The organism is Thalassospira tepidiphila MCCC 1A03514, assembly GCF_001662875.1.
Lineage (GTDB): Bacteria > Pseudomonadota > Alphaproteobacteria > Rhodospirillales > Thalassospiraceae > Thalassospira > Thalassospira tepidiphila.
In genome coordinates, this window is record NZ_JPVZ01000002.1 from 28,958 (window position 1) to 45,730 (window position 16,773).

Genomic DNA, 16,773 nt, shown 5'->3' on the forward strand with positions numbered 1-16,773 from the left:
CCTAGAATCCCCCCATCTGCAGTTTGGCGGCCTTTTCCGGGTCAATCCACCAACGCATTATCGACATTCCCTTAAGCGGCACCGTGTCCGGGCGACCAAAGATGTTCCACCAGACCATGCGGTCCCCACCCAGATACCATTGCGGAATGACGTAATTCCCCCACAGAAGTACGCGATCCAGTGCCCGGGTCGCAGCCACCAGTTCTTCCCAGCTGTCGGCAGATGCCACATTTTCGATCATCGCATCGACCACCGGATCCTTGATGCCGGCAAAGTTACGAGAGCCGGGTTGATCGGCGGCCTCCGAGCTCCAGAACACGCGCTGTTCGTTGCCCGGAGTCAGGGATTGCGTCCACCAGTGGGTGGTAACTTCGAAATCAAAGGCCTGAATACGATTGACCCACTGGCCGGTATCAATCAGGCGAATATCCATTTCCACGCCAAGCTGTTTGAGGCGCGATTTGACCACCAGCGCGATCTTTTCAAGCCCCGGCTGGCGAATGATCAGCTCGAACCGGAACGGCTGCCCGGTTTCCTTGTTGACCAGAACCTTGTCGCGTACTTCCCAGCCCGCTTCGTTCAGAAGCGTCATGGATTCACGCAGGGCCTCGCGGCGCCCGTTCGGGGCATCAAAGTTTGGCAACTTATAGGGTTCGGTGAACAACCTTTCGGGCAATTGATCGCGATAGGGTTCAAGCAGTGCCAGTTCAGCACCGGTCGGAATACCGGTCGCCGCCAGTTCGGAGTTGGCAAAGAAACTGTCGGTGCGGTGATAGGCCCCATAGAACATTGCACGATTAAGCCACTGGAAATCGAGCCCGTATTGCAGTGCGCGGCGCACGCGCTTGTCGGCAAACAGCGGATTGCGCGCGTTCAGAACATAGGCCTGCATGCCTGTTGGCAAATGATCAGGCATGAATTCCTTCTGGATGTCACCACGCTGGACCGCAGGCGTGTTATAGGCCGTGTTCCAGTCCCGCGATGAATGCTCGGACCGGATCATGTATTCGCCCGCCAGAAATGCCTGACGCTGCACTTCCATATCAAGATAGGTGTCATAACGGATGGTATTGAAATTGTTCTGCCCGCGATTGACCGGAAGGTCGGCCGCCCAGTAATCCTTGACCCTTTCATAGGTGATGCGTCGGCCAGCTTCGATGCTGGCAACCTTATAGGCCCCGCTGCCAACCGGGATTTCAAAGGTGGTTTTGGCGAAGTCCTTACCTTCCCAGAACTTTTTCGGCATGATCGAAATGCCCGCCACGGTCATCGGCGTTTCGCGATTGTTGCCTGGTTTGAACGTGAATTTGACGGTCAGTTCGTCAATCACCTCGGCCCCTTCGATCTGGGAAAAATACTGGCGGTAAACGGGACTTCCCTTTTCGACCAGCACTTCATAGGAAAACACCACGTCTTCGGCGGTGATGTCGCTGCCGTCCTGGAAACGCGCACGCGGATCAAGATGGAAGATGGCATAGGACCGGTCGTCCGGCACCTCGATCGAATGGGCAATCAGGCCATACATGGCGTAGGGCTCGTCCGCGCTGGAAACCATCAGGCTGTCATAGATCAGACCAAGGCCCGCCGCCGGATTGCCCTTGAGCGTAAAGGGATTAAGCGTATCAAAGGCAACGATGGAGGATTGCACCAGCGTGCCGCCCTTCGGCGCATCGGGGTTCACATAATCAAAATGGTGGAAATCCGGACCGTATTTCAGATCGCCATAGAGCGAAATACCGTGTGAGCGGGTGGTCAGCGGTGCCAGATCGGTCTCGTCAACAGCCACCGTCGGAGCCGGGTTCATCACCGGCTTGTCACCATCTTGGGCATTTGCGTTATGTAAAGGCAGTGCGACCGAAAGCAGGGTCAGTGCACTGGCAAAAAGGATGGATGTCATGGCGCCCCCGCGCCGCTTCCTGCCCGGCATTGTCATGCTGGCTGCATACGAAATCATGTGATTGTCGTCTTTCCCTGATGCAAGCTGATCACTGTTCAATTATGTGGACTTAATCTACTATTATGTGAACTTAATCCATGCGGCGCAATCGACGGTCACTTCGCGATGCCCCCTGCCCGCGTTGTCTGTGAATGATGCCACACTAGAACCACCTGATAGTCACCGTTAAATCGTTCAATTTCAAGGCACCATCACGTGAGTTTGGTTTATCGGGCGTCTTTTTGCGTCAGTTTTCGCCGCGCAGTTTCAAGCTTGATCTCTGACATCAACCAGTCACGGAACGCCTTGACCTTGCGCCGTTCCAGACGCCCGCGCGGATAACACAGCGAATAGGCATAAGGACTGTCGACCGGCAGATCAAACGGCACGGTCAGGCGATTGGTCACAACATATTCCCCGATCATCGCCGGATCGGAGACCACAACACCAAAGCCGCTTGCCGCGGCCTCCATCGCCATATCAAGGGTGGCAAAAACCGGCCCCTTGGTACCGTCCACCCCCTTGATACCGGTTCCTTCAAGCCAGATGCGCCAGTCTTCGCGCTGGGCCGAGCAGTGAAGCAGCGTCACACCCGCCAGGTCTTCGGGGGTTTTGAGTTGCTTGGCCAGATCGGGATGACAGACCGGCAACAGCCGTTCACCGGTCAGAAATTCGTGCACAAGCTGTTCGTTGCCATGATCGGCAAAGCGGATGGCGATATCGACCTCGTTGAAGTCAACCGATGCCAGATCATCGTTATAGGTGCCCAACTGGACCTGAAAATCGGGATATTCCATCTGAAACCGCCCGAGCCGCGGCACGATCCAGCGCATGGAAAATGTCAGTGGAGCCGAAACAGACAGATGGGTGTCATCGGCACGGTCTTCGACCTTGGCAACCGCATCTTCGATGGCGTCAAAGGCCGGGGTGAGGGCTTCAAGAAGGTTGCGACCGGCACGCGTCAACCGCAGGCTTCTGTGGTGGCGTTCAAACAGCTGGCGACCCAGAACTTCCTCAAGATGCTGCACCTGCCGACTGACCGCCCCTTGGGTCACGTTAAGCTCATGTGACGCTTTGGTGAAACTTTCGAGACGTCCGGCCACTTCGAAGGCACGGAGCGCATTTAACGGCAATGGACGGCGTTTCATGACAGTGACTTTGCATGATGAAAACTCATGCAATGATGACAAAAGGTGGTTTGAGCGCAAGTATTTTTTCGGGTAACTCTGGGTTTAACGAGATTAGTACAGACGCATCGTGGATGCGCGGGCCGCTGAATCGCTGAGAGCAGGCCTGATTTAAAGAGGATTAGAATCATGGTTGCTATCACCAAAGAAGCAGGCGCATTTGTCGCCACCCGCCGTACCCACACTGCCACCAGCCTTCTGGACTTGGCGCGCACTTGGCTTAAACGCCACGACCTGCGCCAGAAGCTGGCCGACATGGACGCACACATGCTGCGCGATATCGGCTGGACCGTCTATGACGCAAAACGCGAAGCCGCCAAGCCGTTCTGGAAAGCTTAACCCGCGCAACAGCGCACCAACTGAGTATTCTGTCATGCAGAACAACGTATCGCCGCTTCACAGCGCAATTACCTTCCCGCTTCAGGTTCTGATTGAAGCCCTGATGGACGCCTGGAAAGGCATCAGCCTTAAATAAGGCGTTGCACCCAAGATCCCTGAGCGCAATTCCAGCTCCCCCCGCTGGAAAGTGCGTATTTAAATGTCGGTCGCACCCCCTGTGACCGACATTTTTTTTGCTTTGGGCTATTTCTTTTCCGGGTGGCGCAGATACATCAGGTTTGCGGCATTGAGTACCGAATACATCACGGCAAACTGGGCATTGAATTCGAACTTTTCGGGTTTGGGATCAAACAGTTCGTAGATTTCACCGATCGAGCGTTTGCCATCAATCCGCGACAGGATCGCAGGCGATGCCGAGGGCATGGTGCGGGTCACCGAAAGGCCGGTAAATGTGATCTTGATATTACCGGTCTTGGCGACGGATCGGGCGAGTGTCGCCCCCTCGATCCGGGTAAAAGTCGGGATCAGCTCCGGCGAGGGGACCGGTGGTTTGACCTTGTTCTTGGCCTTGACGACATAAAAGATATGCTTGGTGATGTTGCCCGCCATCAGTTCGGCCAGGGCCGCGCGTTCGCGAAACGGCACGTGCATCGCCTTATCAAGTACATCATGGCGCGAACAATAGGTGGTCGGGTCGTAGCGCATCGGTTCGATAAAGTTTTGCAGACGCAGACCAGCCGCCTCGACAAAATCAAACACCTCGTCGACGCGATAGGCACGGTCCTGTTGGTGCAACAACAGGTCATAGAACCCGGCATCACCGCCATGGATGTGATCACCGACAAACGGGTTGCGCTTGAGCCAGTTGGTCCCGGGCAATGAATTAAACAGCGCCTTGCCGAAATTCAGGCGCTTGGCCCCGCCGGCCTCGGCATTAAGGCGTTCCATCATTTCCTGCATGTGATAGACGCCCTGACGACCCAACTCGCCATAGACCATCAGGCCCATCCCGCCATTGGGTTTCAGCGCATCGGCAAGCGCCCTGAGCCCGGCATCGGGATCGGGCAGGTGATGAAGCACCCCGCAACAATCAATATAGTCAAACGGGCCATATTCAGATGCCAGATCGACAAAGGATCCGGTCACAAACGTGACGTTCTTTTCCAGACTGCGGCGCTTGATACGGGCTTCGGCAATTGCGCGCGAGCTTTCGGACAGATCGATATAGACGATCTCGGCCTTGGCCTTGCGGTCACGGGCCTGCTGGGCCAGCATGACCAGCGCATCGCCGGTGCCGCCACCCGCGACAAGGATTTTGATTTTGCCACTTTTGGTCTGTGCCGATGGATCGCGCCCGCCAAAGACAAAATGCACGACCTCGTCCCAGTTGCCCGGTGATCCGGTAATCAGGCGCTTGTCCTCATCCTCGGGATTGCGGGCCGGATAGGGATAGGTTTCATACTGATCACGGGTCTTTGCAGAAGACTGGACGTGATCGGGCCTGTTTTTGTCGTCGGGCATTCGGCGATTTCCGGCAGAGAAGTGGTTGGGACGGGGTCATCCTATACCAGCAATGTGCGTATTGAAATCCGCCTATTTACCTGTTTGGGCGGCAATCAATCACCAGCTTGCCGGTCGCCGTGCGATCGCGAATGGCCGTCAGGGCATCCATTGCATCTTCAAGACGATAAACCGCCGAGATCATCGGCCTGATCGCCCCTGATTTCAGGCGTTCCAGCAGCTCTGCCATGCCCGTTTGTGCAATATCGGGATTTTGTTCGAGATAGGCGCCGAAATAAAAACCGATTGCGGTGACATTCTTGACCAGCAGGATATTGGCCGGGATTTGCGGCACGGTGCCGCTGGCGAAACCAATCAAAAGCATCCGCGCACCGGGCGCAACACAGCGCAGGCTTTGATCAAAGACATCACCGCCAACCGGATCATAAACAACATCGACACCTTTGGGCTGACCAAGGCTTGCGGTGATTTCGCGCACCCGGTTGCGGATGTTTTCCGATTTATAATCAATGACATGGTCCGCACCATGGTCGCGCGCGATCTGGCATTTGTCCGTCCCACCGGCCGTGGCAATGACGGTTGCGCCCAGAAGCTTGGCACATTCGACCGCGGTCAGACCAACCCCGCCAGCCGCCCCATGCACCAGAACGACCTCGCCCGGTTTGACATCGGCGCGATACTTCAATGCAAACCAGCTTGTGCCATAGGCGATCTGAAAGGCTGCTGCGCTGTTGAATTCAACACCAGCGGGCAATGCGATGACAAGGCGCCCGTCAGCCACGACCTGTTCGGCGTAACCACCCCAATCGGGCATGGCCATCACCGCATCGTCCGGTTTGACATGACTGACACCATCGCCAACCGCGCGCACCGTGCCACTGATTTCAAAGCCGGGGGAAAACGGACCTTCGGGACGTTTTTGATATTTGCCTTGCAGGATCAGGGTATCGGCGAAATTGACACCGCAGGCGGCAACATCAATCAGGACCTGACCGGGTTGGACGACCGGGTCCTGAGCATCCACCCATTGTGGTACTTCGCCAAATGCGTTGCACATCCATGCCTTCATCCCGGTTTTCCTGCCTGCTGTCATGTTGATTTCTGGCAGTGTGCCGACTGCACCGCGTGCAGACAAGGCGACAAAGGACTAAACCGGGCAACACCCGGTTAAGTGAAGAGCTCTGGCGAATGGAAGATCAGAAAATGCGCTGACGCTTGCGCTTGCGGGTCAGCAGAAGAAGGATGGCGGACGGCACAAACAAAACAACCAGGGCCGGTGCCAGCAGGATCGGCACAAAGATGGTGTCCCATGCCCAAACGGAAATGTAGCGCTGGATGACGGATTGCAACAGGTTCAGGCTGCCGGTATCAAGGCGATACCAGAGCTCGCCGGCGGCGACCAGACGAAAACTTCCTGTTTGAAGCGCGGTAATGGAATCATCGACCAGCACAGCAATGCTGGCAAAAAGCAGTAACCATCCCAACGCCCGGAAAAACCACATTATCCGCTCCAAGCGACCTGTCAGGGTCGGTATATTAGAAAAACAACAAAAAGCCTAATGGTTTGCAGATAAAGGGTAAAGGGATGCATTTGTATAACAAAACATTACCCATGAGTTGCAAACACCTGACACCAAACCTTACGGATCAGACATCAACAAGAAGTAAAGATGCCGACAACGCCCCGTTTACCAAGGGTTTGCGGCGATTGAATGTCAGAAACACAGGCCATTTTACAGGCCAATCAGTGGGATTTACGCAAAGTGAAAAAAGAGGCTGATTGGGCCTTGTCAAGCGCGGGCGTCTCGGCTAATGTCCGCCCGCTTTCGCGATATATCAAAGATCGCATGTGGAGAGGTGGCCGAGTGGTTTAAGGCGCACGCCTGGAAAGCGTGTTGGGGTGTAAGCCCCTCAGGGGTTCGAATCCCCTCCTCTCTGCCACTGACATAAAAAGCATTTTTCCAAGACATACAGACAAGATCAACCGGCACATATCCACGTGTCAGGTTCTGATTTGTCGCGCGTTTTACACGGCTCCTGACAACAGGTTGTCAGGGCGTCTTGATCATAATGTCCTTTTTCAAGGAAGCATGATGATCAAATACCTTTATCCAGATGGCAGCCATTGTTACCGCGCCCTGCATACAGCACACGCGGTCTTTCGCAATGCGGATGGCAAGCTGATCGCCCGCGCCGAAAAGGCGGACGGATCGAGCATGTATGAGTTTGAAATCGCAGGCTTTGAGCTTTTAAGCCCAGGGATCGTTTATGACTGACCTAGCTGTCTTCTGAATTCTCGGCAGAATTCATTGCCGCCAGCCATTTGCGCAGCAGGCTATCAAGCTGTTCGAGTTCTTCTGCACTTAGTGCTTCGAGCATCTGATGCTGGTTGGCGACATGCTCGGTAACGGCAGCATCAATCAGCTCAAACCCCTTGTCGGTCAGGGCGATGACAAAGCCGCGCCCGTCCTCGGGGTTGCGCTGGCGGGTGATCAGGCCGGCCTTTTCCAACCGATCAAGACGGTTGGTCATGGTGCCCGATGTCACCATGGTCCAGTCAATCAGCTCTGATGGGCTGAGCGCATAGGGCGGGCCGGACCGGCGCAAGGTCGCCAGAACATCAAAACTTGCCAGCGACAGATCGTATTTTTTGAAAACACGTTCATGTGCAGCACTCAAATGGCTGCGCAGTCGTCCTATCCGGCCAATGACGCCCATTTGGGTGACATCAAGGTCGGGTCTTTCACGGCGCCACTGCGCAAGAATGCGGTCAACTTTATCCATGGTTTGGATTCTTTTCAGAATTTTATCTTGACGTCAAGATTTCTGAATATATCTTGATGTCAAGATAAATGGAGATGCCACCATGAACCGAACAACCGATTTATGCCTGACTGCTCTTGCCCCGATCATCTGGGGCAGCAGCTATATCGTCACCACGGAAATGCTGCCCGATGGCTTTCCGCTGACTGTGGCCCTTCTGCGTGCTTTGCCGGCCGGCTTGATCCTTTTGCTTGTTGTGCGGCAATTGCCGCCTGCTGGCTGGCGCGGACGGGTGTTTATTCTGGGCGCGCTGAACTTTGCCGTTTTCTGGTCAATGCTGTTTGTCGCGGCCTATCGTCTGCCGGGCGGAGTGGCGGCGACCCTTGGTGCGATCCAGCCGTTGCTGGTGCTGTTTTTGGCGCGCTTTGCCCTTGGATCCGGGATTACGATGCTGGGCGTTATTGCCGCCATTTCCGGATTGATCGGGGTCGCAATGCTTGTGCTTGGCCCGACCAGCAGCCTTGATCCGATTGGCATTGCCGCCGCCCTTTTCGGTGCCGCATCCATGGCGGCTGGTACGGTGATGACCCGCAAATGGCAGCCACCGGTATCCCCACTGACCTTTACCGCCTGGCAATTAACCGCCGGCGGGATCCTTATGATCCCGGTAGCCCTGATCCTTGAGCCCGGCTTCCCGGTCCCGACGGCAACCAATCTGGCCGGGTTGGTGTGGCTCGGTCTGATCGGGGCGGCCCTGACCTATTACCTGTGGTTCCGGGGCATTGCGCGCCTTGGCCCGACGACGGTGACAAGCTTTGGCTTTTTAAGCCCGACCAGTGCTGTTCTGCTCGGCTGGGTCATCTTGGGCGAGGCCCTGAGCCCGCTTCAGATCGCAGGCGTGATTGTTGTACTGGCCAGCATCTGGCTGGGTCAGCGGGCAGCGCGTCCCGCGCCTGCACCAGTGGCTGAACCAGCACCAGCCGCGATCAACGAACCCGCCCCTCGCACCACATAAAAACAAACCGCCCCACATATATAAGGAAACGTCCGATGAAGATTGTTCTGTTTGGTGCCACCGGTGATGTCGGTACCGCCACCCTGCATGAAGCCTTAAAACGCGGCCATACCGTTACAGCGATTGCGCGCAATATCCACAAACTGGCCGATGTGCCTGATAGCGTCACGCGCGAAAGCGTTGATGTGCTGGCCAAGCCGCACCGCGTTGCCGAGCTGATGGCAAGCCATGACGTGGCGGTCAGCGCGCTTCGCCCGATCAGCGGATCGGAAAGTTTGCTGGTTGAGATGAGCAAGGTTTTGCTGGATGCGGCGCGTCAAACCAAAGCCCCGATTTACCTGACCGGTGGGGCCGCAACCCTGAAACTGGCTGATGAAAGTGGTCATACGGTTCTAACCGCGCCGGACTTCCTGCCCGATGCCGTCCGCCCGATTGCCGAGGCCTGTGCGAAGCAGGATGCGCTGTTTGATCAGTATGAGGATGTGCAATGGACCTGCCTGCGCCCACCGGCGATGCTGATCGAGGGGCCGCTGACCGGGCAATATGTGCGCGGCACCGATACGCTGATCCCCGATCATGACGGGGTTGCCCGGATCAGCTTTGCCGATTTCGGCTATGCCATGGTTGATCTGATCGAAACGGGCAATGGCGGACAGCAACGCCTGACGGTGGGGTATCAGAACAGGGCGGCGGCCTGAGAGCTCAGCACGCATTATATAAACAACAGAAGAACGGGCGGCCTTGTTGGTCGCCCGTTTTGCGTTGCCTGATGGTGATTACGCAGAGGCCTTGATCCGGGCAAAAACCTCATCAAGGGCGGTATGAAGCGCATCCGTGCCCTTTTCGCGGATGAAGGTTTGCGCAACCTGTTCGTTCAGGCCACCGGCGGTGACGTGGCCTTCATAAAGATCGGCGAAGCTTTGATCGGGGGATTTGTCGGTGTTTTGCGCAAGCCCGGAAAACAGCGCGGCAAGGTAGCGCCTGGCGTCAGCATAATCAGAGCCCTGTTTGACCATCCATTGTGCTGCACTTTCAAGCACGGTGAAATAGGTCGCCATCAGGGCGCTGCCCGTCGCGTAGCCATCAAAGGCATCGATGGTTTCGGCTGCCACCGCCCCGCCGAGTTTTTCAAACAGGGCCATGACATCGGGTGAGCCGGGATAGACCGCCGTGACACAGGCATGATGTTCGACTGGTGGTAACGGAATGGCGCGATCACATTGCGCGTTGGTGCCAAGCCATACTTTGAGATCAGAAATCGGGATGGTGGCGATCAGACTGACAATCTGTTTGTCATCCGGCACGCGAAGGGCGGACAGCACATCACCGGCAATCTGCGGCAGGACAGCCAAGAAGATCATATCGGACTGATCAATGATCGCCTGATTGTCGTCTTCGACCCGGACCCGGTCAAAGTCAGCGGCGAGCTTTGCCGAGATATGTTCGCTTCGGCGTGAGACGATGATTTCATCTACGCGATAGTCAGACGTCAAAAGACCGCGAATGACCGCATCGCTGATCGCACCGGTTCCGATAAAGCCAAGTTTCATTGAAAATCCTCTGTGACAAAGGCGTCAGTCAGTTCCGGCTCCTTGATCGGGCCGTCCTTGCCATCATAGGCGGCGATCACGCGAAATTCGGGACCGTCAACTGTGGAATGGCTTTCATACAAACAGAAACGATCAACGGTGAACACCCGTGATGACAGATCGCCATGATCGACAATCGCCTGTTCGATGGATGCGCGCGCCGCATCGCGGTTACGCCCCAGTGTGATATGCGGGGTAAATTTGCGCATATCCATATCGGGGCATTCATCAAGCGCAAGAAGCGCGTTTTCCACCCGATTGGCAAGCGTGCGCAAAGCTGGTTGATCCTTTACCCCGGCCCAGAAAATCCGGACCTTGCGGTTGGATGCAAACATATCAAGGCCCGATACCTGCAGATCAAAGGGCTCGAACGCCACTTGTGACAGGGCCTGATCAATTTCGCTGGCAAGACCGGGATCGACATTGCCGATGAATTTCAGCGTGATGTGCATGTTTTCCGGGGTCTGGGCATCAAGCCCCTTGATCGCACGCCCCAGCGGATAAAGGTCGGTCGCAATATCGTGGGGAATTTCCACACCAACAAACAAACGCATGTCTTCAATCCAATTCTGATGCGGTAATTAGCCGGTCGAACGTTCAGGCAGCGGCAAAGCATCGTCTTCGCCGTCAATCCGCGGGAACTTGCCCGCCGCCCAGTCGGCTTTGGCGGCCTCAATCCGTTCCTTGGTGCTGGCGACAAAGTTCCACCAGATATAGCGCCGACCAACCGGCAGGCCGCCGAGCAACATCACCCGACAATCGGTTTTGGCAACGATATCGGGGATTTCTTCGGGTGCGACATAGATAAAGCTTTCTGGCGTATAGCTTTCGCCGTCAATCAGAAGCGTGCCCGAGACGACGTAAATCGCCCCTTCCTGATTTTCGCCGGGCAGAAGAAGCTGCGCGCCTTCATCCATTTCGACATCAAGGTAATAAAGCTTGGATTTTACCGGCACGGGGGCGGTTTTGCCAAAGGCCTCACCGGCGATAAGGCGCATGTGAAGCCCGGCATCCTCGATCACGGGCAGGTCATTTTTGGCCACGTGATAAAAGGCGGGATCTGATTCCTCTGCCTCGTCAGGGAGCGCGACCCAAAGCTGCAAGCCATCAAGTTCATGAACGGAATTGCGGACCGCATCGGTTTCGCGTTCGGAATGGGTAATGCCGCGCCCGGCACTCATCCAGTTGAGATCGCCCGGCGTGATTTCAAGATCACTGCCCAGACTGTCGCGATGCAGGATCGCACCCTTGAACAGATAGGTCACGGTAGCCAAGCACGTATGGGGATGCGGCGGTACGTCAATGCCCTGACCGGGTTGGAATTCGACCGGCCCCATATGATCGAAGAATACGAACGGACCAACAGAACGCACATCGCGATGGGGTAAAACGCGACGCACCGAAATACCCCCCAAATCGGATTCCTTGCCAAAGATCAGCTTAACCATATGTCGCCTCCGTTCCGGTGGTGGGAAAAGCGGCGGGATAAACCGCCGCCTTTCATAAGTCTTTGGTCAAATTCTGTAGTCAAAATCTGACCATCCTGTGACCTTACGGGCAGGGATAGGTGTAGACCTGATGGATGTTTTCGATTTCTTCGAGAACGCTGTCCGACAGGGTGATGTTGGCCGAGCCGATATTGGATTTCAGCTGTTCCATGCTGGTCGCGCCAATGATGTTGGACGTCAGGAACGGGCGCGAATTGACATAGGCCAGCGCCATCTGGGCCGGATCAAGGCCATTGTCCTTGGCAAGTTTCACATAGGCTTCGGTTGCCTTGACGCCATTTTCTGTCAGATAGCGGCCAAAGTATTGCGGCCATTTGGTCACGCGGGTGCCATCCGGGCGCGCACCGCCGAGATACTTGCCCGACAGCGCCCCACCGCCCAGCGGCGAATAGGCCAGAAGACCGGCATCTTCGCGGATCGAACATTCCGCCAGACCGACTTCATATTGCCGGGTCAGAAGGCTATAGGGGTTCTGAACCGAGACAACGCGCGGCCAGCCATTCTTTTCAGCCAGTTCAAGGAACTTCATCAGGCCCCACGGGCTTTCATTCGAAAGGCCGATATGGCGGACCTTGCCGGCCTTGACCAGTTCATCAAGCGCTTCGAGGCTTTCCTCGATCGGGGTGAATTCCTCGTCCGGCTCGTGGGTGTAGCCGAGCTTGGAGAAGAAGTTGGAATTCCGATCCGGCCAGTGAAGCTGATAAAGATCGACATAATCGGTTTTCAGACGACCAAGTGAAGCGTCGATTGCCTCAAAGATTTGCCCGCGGGTCAGACGCGGCCCGCCACGCACATACGGGAAACGATCCGCCGGACCGACAATCTTGGTGGCGATCACCAGATCATCGCGCTTTCCGCGTTTTTCCAGCCAGTTGCCGATGATGGTTTCGGTCGCGGTAAAGGTCTCTTCCATCGCCGGGACCGGATACATTTCGGCGGTGTCGATGAAATTGACTTCGTTGGCAGTGGCGTAATCAAGCTGTTCAAAAGCTTCTTCCTGGGTGTTCTGCTGGCCCCAGGTCATGGTGCCAAGGCAGATGACGCTGACATCAATGTCTGTACGCCCCAGTCGACGATATTCCATATGAAATTCCCCTGTCTTATGCCGCCCGCACTGTTGGATCGGGGCGACACATGATTTTGCAATGGTATGAATATATCCGCTTGGCCGCGCGATGAAACCGTTTGCGGGCAAATTTCTTATGATTTGAAAATTTGCGGTCTTAGATAAACAGGGTCAAAACCCCGGTATAGCCATAGAACCGGTCATTGCAGATTTCGCCATTGCCGTAAAAACCGGTCAGCGGCAAATCACCCAATTCATCACGGATGATCATCATTTCGCGGCTTTCGGTGCCAAACAGATGCGGGCCCCGGGCGACACAGCTGCAATAAAGTGCCCCGCGCGGTTTGCCCGGCAGACGTTTTTGCAAATCGCTTAGCATGCGACGCAAATCCTGTTCGGCGGCGGCCCCGTCACGGCGGACAAAGCGAATGGCGTCCCCCGCCTGCACATCGCCACTGATCGCGATCATGTTGTTATGGGGATCAATCCCCATCAGATTGCGCACGACAAAATCACCAGTATCCGACCCCGGCACCATCAGGGCCGCGTGATAGCGCCCGGATGCCATGGATTGTTCGCCGCCATCTGCTTCGAGTTCTTGCTTAAGCACATCAAGGGCCGGGCGATCATCAAGGGTGGAGATAATGCCTTCGCGTCCCTCGGTCACGCGATGGACCGGGCCGATTGGCGTGCAGGCTTGGCTGATGCCGACCTGAACACTGGTTTTGCCATCAAACAAAACGCCCGAGAGCCCACCATTAACCACCCGGTCGGCAATCTGCGGCGCGCCGCGTTCCCCCGATGCGATGCCGCCAACCAGATAGGTCGAGCCCAATCGTGCCAGTTCGGCCAGCTGACTAAGACTTTCCGGGGCAGCGGGATCGCCATGAACAAGACCAAAGATCGGCTGCAACCGGTCAATCGCGCTTTGCAGATCGCGCCCATCCAGATCGGCCTCGGTCTTGAGCGGCTCAAAAATATGGAATTCATCACGGGCAAACGGGGCCACCATGACAGAGGCCGCCGGAACACCGAAATAGGCCCGGCCCGATCCGCAGACGCCAACGCCGGAGGTTCCGATCCAGTGTTCAATCGACAGGCGGGAACGCAGGAAGGTCAGGATACTGCCAAGGTCATCGGCCAGCGGTTCGGAGACATACAAAAAGGCCAGCGCCTGTTTGGGCAGTGGTTCTTTTTCGAGAAGTTCTGCAAGCTCGGATGCGACCGAAGCCCAGTTTTCGCCGCTGGCATGTGCCGCCCGAAATTCCGCCGTCATGCTGTCTCCCGTTGCTGACTGGTCAGGGTGCCCGGGTCTTGTGCCCGGGTGATAACCAGAAATCTGATGCTTACATCCAAGCCCAGATAAATCTAAGCCCAGTTACATCTAAGCATTGGGCTACCCCTTCGACAAGGGCTTGGGCGGCGGTTCGTGATTCGGATCGAAACAACCGATCAGGAAACATGTTTGCGCAGGATCTCCATCGCGGCATTAAGCTGCGTCATGCGCTGGTGGGAGCCATAATTGCTGTCAGGGTGGTGGATGGCGGCCAGCACGCGGTATTTGGCGCGGATGGCGCGCAAATCGGGCCGCGCACTTGGCGCAAAGCCCATGACATGCAGGGCCTCGTTAAAGGTGGTCACCCCGCGATCGAGCGGATCAAAGGCGAGGTTATCAACAATCTGGCGCAGACGTTCGAGTTCTTCACGCGATTGCAGAAGTTCGACAGGTGGCTCTGCCTGACGTTTTTTAAGTGCGCGGGCTTCTTCAAGGGCGGCACGTTCGGCGGCGAGAACATCGGATTTCTCAACCCGCATATTGACATCACCCGCATCGAAATCGATCGCCATCTGAAGCGCCTTGCGCACGGTGATCACCGAAAATCCCGGTGGCAGGCGCAATTGCAGGCGGGGTTTGCGCCGCCAGGGGCGTCCCTCGGCCGGGCCGGACTTCAAGACAATGGTTTCGCGATCGCCCTTGGGCGGGTCGCCGGGGTCCTGATAATCCTCAATCGCCTTTTCGGGCACAATCAACATCACCGACCGCGCCAGATCGGCGGCATTCACCCCGCGCCGTTCTGCCAGTTGCAGCACAGCGTCACGAAAGATCGAAGAACAGGGAATGGTGTAGGACTGTTTGACGGTGGAAGAAGACGACACTGAACAATCCCTTTAAGGCATTGAAGTATATAACTTAAATACGAACCACCCGGGCACCTAAAGCGCAAATCAAACCCGCCTTTCCGCCCGATAGCATGAAGTGTATCGACGGATTTAGCCCCCTGCAACTGCATTTGCAGTCAAAATTGAATCGCTTCCGATTCATTCACAGGCCTATTTGCGACTCGTTGGGAATCCACGGAGTCCCCAGGACACTACCAACACATTGATATGACGGGATATTTGTTTGAATGCGTGCATTTCAGGCACTTAGGACACCTGTTTGGTTTCCCAAGAGTTATCCACAGACCATAAGTGTCGCCTGATTTCGGGAAATTGGATTAAGTTATTGATATTATGTGATTTATCACATGGTGCACTTGCGATGCCCCACTCCTGCCGGAAAGGCAAAAAAGGATCAGAAACCCGATCATTGGATAACAGCGTTGGAAGAGGTGTGTTGAAAAACAACATACGCAGTAGCAGAAACGCTGTTCGAAACAGAACCGAAAGTAAATGAGGTGTTAATTTTACACCAAACCGTGTGTTTTGGTCCTCAAATGAGGATTTTCAGGCGAAATTCACGGTGTTCGCAAGACACTCGAAACTAACTTAACTTATTGATATTTGTCATATTTTGATCTTCTAGACGCGTTGACTTCGCCTTGTAAAGATCCGGCGGCTTAATCATTTCGGGTTGTTGACGTTTTCTATCTACATACGTAGTTTTTTACGCTTCACAAGCGTCGAAATTGCGCCAATCTGTGCCTTTGTGAAATTTTATAACCTGTCGGGAAGCGCACAAGCCCTTGGAAAGCCGACGGTTTTGCGCCCCAGATCATGAAGCGTCCGGCATATACCCTGGCAGGCACTTCGCGCTTAGCTGGCGTCAGTGGTTTGCAGCAGGTCAACGACATCAGGCAGGATGCGCTTGACGATCACGTCCACACCATCGGCATTGGGATGCATCCCGTCATCCTGATTAAGCTCCGGCTCGGCGGCGACGCCTTCAAGGAAAAATGGATACAGATCAACCTGATAGCGGCTGGCGAGGTCGGGATAGATGCTGTTGAATTCATCGCCATAGGCTGTCCCCATATTGGGCGGGGCCATCATACCGGCCAGCAGGACATCGACATCCATGCCGCGCAGCTTCTCAAGGATTTCTGCAAGGTTTTCACGGGTCTGGGATGGCTCCATCCCGCGAAGCGCATCATTGGCACCAAGTTCGAGCAACACCGCATCGGGTTTTTCAACCAGCGCCCAGTCGAGACGCGCCAGTCCGGCCGCCGTGGTATCGCCCGAGACGGAGCTATTGATCACCCGGACATCGTGGCCTGCTTCCTTAAGGGCCGCTTCAAGTTTGGGCGCGAAGCCGTTTTCATGATCAAGGCCATAGCCCGCCATCAGGCTATCGCCAAACAAAACAAGGGTTTTTGGCGTCTGGTCGCTATCCTGTGCCTTGGTTTCATAAGCAAACCCGGCCATCCCAAGGGTTGCAAGGGCAAGCGTGGCAAGGGCCAAACCGGCGGATTTGCGAAAGCGTGATACCAACTTATGCGTGAACTTGATTACAGTGCGACCTTGCCCAAACGCCAAATTCATTACAAATCTCACCTTTACATGCTGCGAACTTGCCGGAGCGGTTTCCGACCGTTTACCCTTAAAGAAGTTATTCAGATCAAAAGAAGT

The 16,773-nt window shown here is 55.6% G+C and carries 17 protein-coding genes and 1 tRNA gene; 5 read left to right on the plus strand and 13 right to left on the minus strand.

Annotated features, from left to right (window positions below; genetic code table 11):
- Position 1: 1 nt before the first annotated feature.
- Positions 2 to 1,897, minus strand: coding sequence for an extracellular solute-binding protein (locus TH4_RS04130; protein ID WP_064780444.1), 1,896 nt, complete (start codon positions 1,895 to 1,897; stop codon positions 2 to 4).
- Positions 1,898 to 2,163: 266 nt separating this feature from the next.
- Positions 2,164 to 3,084 carry a LysR substrate-binding domain-containing protein gene (locus TH4_RS04135; RefSeq protein WP_008888516.1) on the minus strand — a complete coding sequence of 307 codons (921 nt, stop codon included), beginning with the start codon at positions 3,082 to 3,084 and terminating at the stop codon, positions 2,164 to 2,166.
- Positions 3,085 to 3,252: 168 nt separating this feature from the next.
- On the opposite strand from TH4_RS04135, the gene TH4_RS04140 reads away from it, so the two are divergent.
- Positions 3,253 to 3,462, plus strand: a complete 210-nt coding sequence (locus tag TH4_RS04140; RefSeq protein WP_063086655.1) for a DUF1127 domain-containing protein — start codon at positions 3,253 to 3,255, stop codon at positions 3,460 to 3,462.
- 243 nt (positions 3,463 to 3,705) lie between these two features.
- On the opposite strand, the gene TH4_RS04145 is transcribed toward TH4_RS04140, so the two are convergent.
- From TH4_RS04145 to TH4_RS04155, 3 genes are all read right to left on the minus strand, one after another.
- Positions 3,706 to 4,983, minus strand: coding sequence for a class I SAM-dependent methyltransferase (locus TH4_RS04145; protein WP_064780061.1), 1,278 nt, complete (start codon positions 4,981 to 4,983; stop codon positions 3,706 to 3,708).
- A 76-nt stretch (positions 4,984 to 5,059) separates the two neighbouring features.
- A complete protein-coding gene (locus TH4_RS04150; protein WP_064780445.1) occupies positions 5,060 to 6,052 on the minus strand; it encodes an NADPH:quinone oxidoreductase family protein in 993 nt (330 codons plus the stop codon).
- 127 nt (positions 6,053 to 6,179) lie between these two features.
- Positions 6,180 to 6,485, minus strand: a complete 306-nt coding sequence (locus tag TH4_RS04155; RefSeq protein WP_008888520.1) for a hypothetical protein — start codon at positions 6,483 to 6,485, stop codon at positions 6,180 to 6,182.
- A gap of 349 nt (positions 6,486 to 6,834) precedes the next feature.
- On the opposite strand from TH4_RS04155, the gene TH4_RS04160 reads away from it, so the two are divergent.
- Positions 6,835 to 6,924 (plus strand) — tRNA-Ser (locus tag TH4_RS04160).
- Positions 6,925 to 7,076: 152 nt separating this feature from the next.
- Positions 7,077 to 7,259 carry a hypothetical protein gene (locus TH4_RS04165; RefSeq protein ID WP_064780446.1) on the plus strand — a complete coding sequence of 61 codons (183 nt, stop codon included), beginning with the start codon at positions 7,077 to 7,079 and terminating at the stop codon, positions 7,257 to 7,259.
- Between the two features lies 1 nt (position 7,260).
- On the opposite strand, the gene TH4_RS04170 is transcribed toward TH4_RS04165, so the two are convergent.
- On the minus strand, positions 7,261 to 7,767 hold the full coding sequence (locus tag TH4_RS04170; protein ID WP_064780062.1) for a MarR family winged helix-turn-helix transcriptional regulator: 507 nt from the start codon (positions 7,765 to 7,767) through the stop codon (positions 7,261 to 7,263).
- A gap of 82 nt (positions 7,768 to 7,849) precedes the next feature.
- On the opposite strand from TH4_RS04170, the gene TH4_RS04175 reads away from it, so the two are divergent.
- Positions 7,850 to 8,761, plus strand: a complete 912-nt coding sequence (locus TH4_RS04175; RefSeq protein WP_064780063.1) for an EamA family transporter — start codon at positions 7,850 to 7,852, stop codon at positions 8,759 to 8,761.
- Positions 8,762 to 8,796: 35 nt separating this feature from the next.
- Positions 8,797 to 9,459, plus strand: coding sequence for an NAD(P)-dependent oxidoreductase (locus tag TH4_RS04180; protein ID WP_064780064.1), 663 nt, complete (start codon positions 8,797 to 8,799; stop codon positions 9,457 to 9,459).
- A 78-nt stretch (positions 9,460 to 9,537) separates the two neighbouring features.
- On the opposite strand, the gene TH4_RS04185 is transcribed toward TH4_RS04180, so the two are convergent.
- The 7 genes from TH4_RS04185 to TH4_RS04215 all read right to left on the minus strand — a co-directional run bounded on the left by TH4_RS04185 (position 9,538) and on the right by TH4_RS04215 (position 16,686).
- Complete coding sequence (locus TH4_RS04185; RefSeq protein WP_064780065.1) at positions 9,538 to 10,311, minus strand: pyrroline-5-carboxylate reductase; 774 nt, start codon at positions 10,309 to 10,311, stop codon at positions 9,538 to 9,540.
- Positions 10,308 to 10,904 carry an RNA 2',3'-cyclic phosphodiesterase gene (thpR, locus tag TH4_RS04190; RefSeq protein WP_064780066.1) on the minus strand — a complete coding sequence of 199 codons (597 nt, stop codon included), beginning with the start codon at positions 10,902 to 10,904 and terminating at the stop codon, positions 10,308 to 10,310. Before thpR ends, TH4_RS04185 begins: the two co-directional genes overlap by 4 nt.
- 27 nt (positions 10,905 to 10,931) lie before the next feature.
- Positions 10,932 to 11,798 (minus strand): pirin family protein, encoded by an 867-nt coding sequence (locus TH4_RS04195; RefSeq protein ID WP_064780067.1) that lies wholly within the window; start codon positions 11,796 to 11,798, stop codon positions 10,932 to 10,934.
- Between the two features lie 103 nt (positions 11,799 to 11,901).
- Positions 11,902 to 12,942 carry an NADP(H)-dependent aldo-keto reductase gene (locus TH4_RS04200; RefSeq protein ID WP_063086634.1) on the minus strand — a complete coding sequence of 347 codons (1,041 nt, stop codon included), beginning with the start codon at positions 12,940 to 12,942 and terminating at the stop codon, positions 11,902 to 11,904.
- Between the two features lie 139 nt (positions 12,943 to 13,081).
- Positions 13,082 to 14,200: an FIST signal transduction protein gene (locus TH4_RS04205; RefSeq protein WP_064780068.1), complete on the minus strand. Its 1,119-nt coding sequence runs from the start codon at positions 14,198 to 14,200 to the stop codon at positions 13,082 to 13,084.
- A gap of 176 nt (positions 14,201 to 14,376) precedes the next feature.
- Positions 14,377 to 15,081 (minus strand): J domain-containing protein, encoded by a 705-nt coding sequence (locus tag TH4_RS04210; protein WP_008888530.1) that lies wholly within the window; start codon positions 15,079 to 15,081, stop codon positions 14,377 to 14,379.
- A gap of 879 nt (positions 15,082 to 15,960) precedes the next feature.
- Positions 15,961 to 16,686 carry an arylesterase gene (locus TH4_RS04215; protein ID WP_083996969.1) on the minus strand — a complete coding sequence of 242 codons (726 nt, stop codon included), beginning with the start codon at positions 16,684 to 16,686 and terminating at the stop codon, positions 15,961 to 15,963.
- Positions 16,687 to 16,773: the final 87 nt, after the last annotated feature.

Excerpts from the sequence above, each read along its gene's own strand:
- TH4_RS04130 (WP_064780444.1), bottom strand. The coding sequence starts at position 1,897 with ATGACATCCATCCTTTTTGCCAGTGCACTGACCCTGCTTTCGGTCGCA.
- TH4_RS04135 (WP_008888516.1), bottom strand. The coding sequence starts at position 3,084 with ATGAAACGCCGTCCATTGCCGTTAAATGCGCTCCGTGCCTTCGAAGTG.
- TH4_RS04140 (WP_063086655.1), top strand. The coding sequence starts at position 3,253 with ATGGTTGCTATCACCAAAGAAGCAGGCGCATTTGTCGCCACCCGCCGT.
- TH4_RS04145 (WP_064780061.1), bottom strand. The coding sequence starts at position 4,983 with ATGCCCGACGACAAAAACAGGCCCGATCACGTCCAGTCTTCTGCAAAG.
- TH4_RS04150 (WP_064780445.1), bottom strand. The coding sequence starts at position 6,052 with ATGAAGGCATGGATGTGCAACGCATTTGGCGAAGTACCACAATGGGTG.
- TH4_RS04155 (WP_008888520.1), bottom strand. The coding sequence starts at position 6,485 with ATGTGGTTTTTCCGGGCGTTGGGATGGTTACTGCTTTTTGCCAGCATT.
- TH4_RS04165 (WP_064780446.1), top strand. The coding sequence starts at position 7,077 with ATGATCAAATACCTTTATCCAGATGGCAGCCATTGTTACCGCGCCCTG.
- TH4_RS04170 (WP_064780062.1), bottom strand. The coding sequence starts at position 7,767 with ATGGATAAAGTTGACCGCATTCTTGCGCAGTGGCGCCGTGAAAGACCC.
- TH4_RS04175 (WP_064780063.1), top strand. The coding sequence starts at position 7,850 with ATGAACCGAACAACCGATTTATGCCTGACTGCTCTTGCCCCGATCATC.
- TH4_RS04180 (WP_064780064.1), top strand. The coding sequence starts at position 8,797 with ATGAAGATTGTTCTGTTTGGTGCCACCGGTGATGTCGGTACCGCCACC.
- TH4_RS04185 (WP_064780065.1), bottom strand. The coding sequence starts at position 10,311 with ATGAAACTTGGCTTTATCGGAACCGGTGCGATCAGCGATGCGGTCATT.
- thpR (WP_064780066.1), bottom strand. The coding sequence starts at position 10,904 with ATGCGTTTGTTTGTTGGTGTGGAAATTCCCCACGATATTGCGACCGAC.
- TH4_RS04195 (WP_064780067.1), bottom strand. The coding sequence starts at position 11,798 with ATGGTTAAGCTGATCTTTGGCAAGGAATCCGATTTGGGGGGTATTTCG.
- TH4_RS04200 (WP_063086634.1), bottom strand. The coding sequence starts at position 12,942 with ATGGAATATCGTCGACTGGGGCGTACAGACATTGATGTCAGCGTCATC.
- TH4_RS04205 (WP_064780068.1), bottom strand. The coding sequence starts at position 14,200 with ATGACGGCGGAATTTCGGGCGGCACATGCCAGCGGCGAAAACTGGGCT.
- TH4_RS04215 (WP_083996969.1), bottom strand. The coding sequence starts at position 16,686 with ATGAATTTGGCGTTTGGGCAAGGTCGCACTGTAATCAAGTTCACGCAT.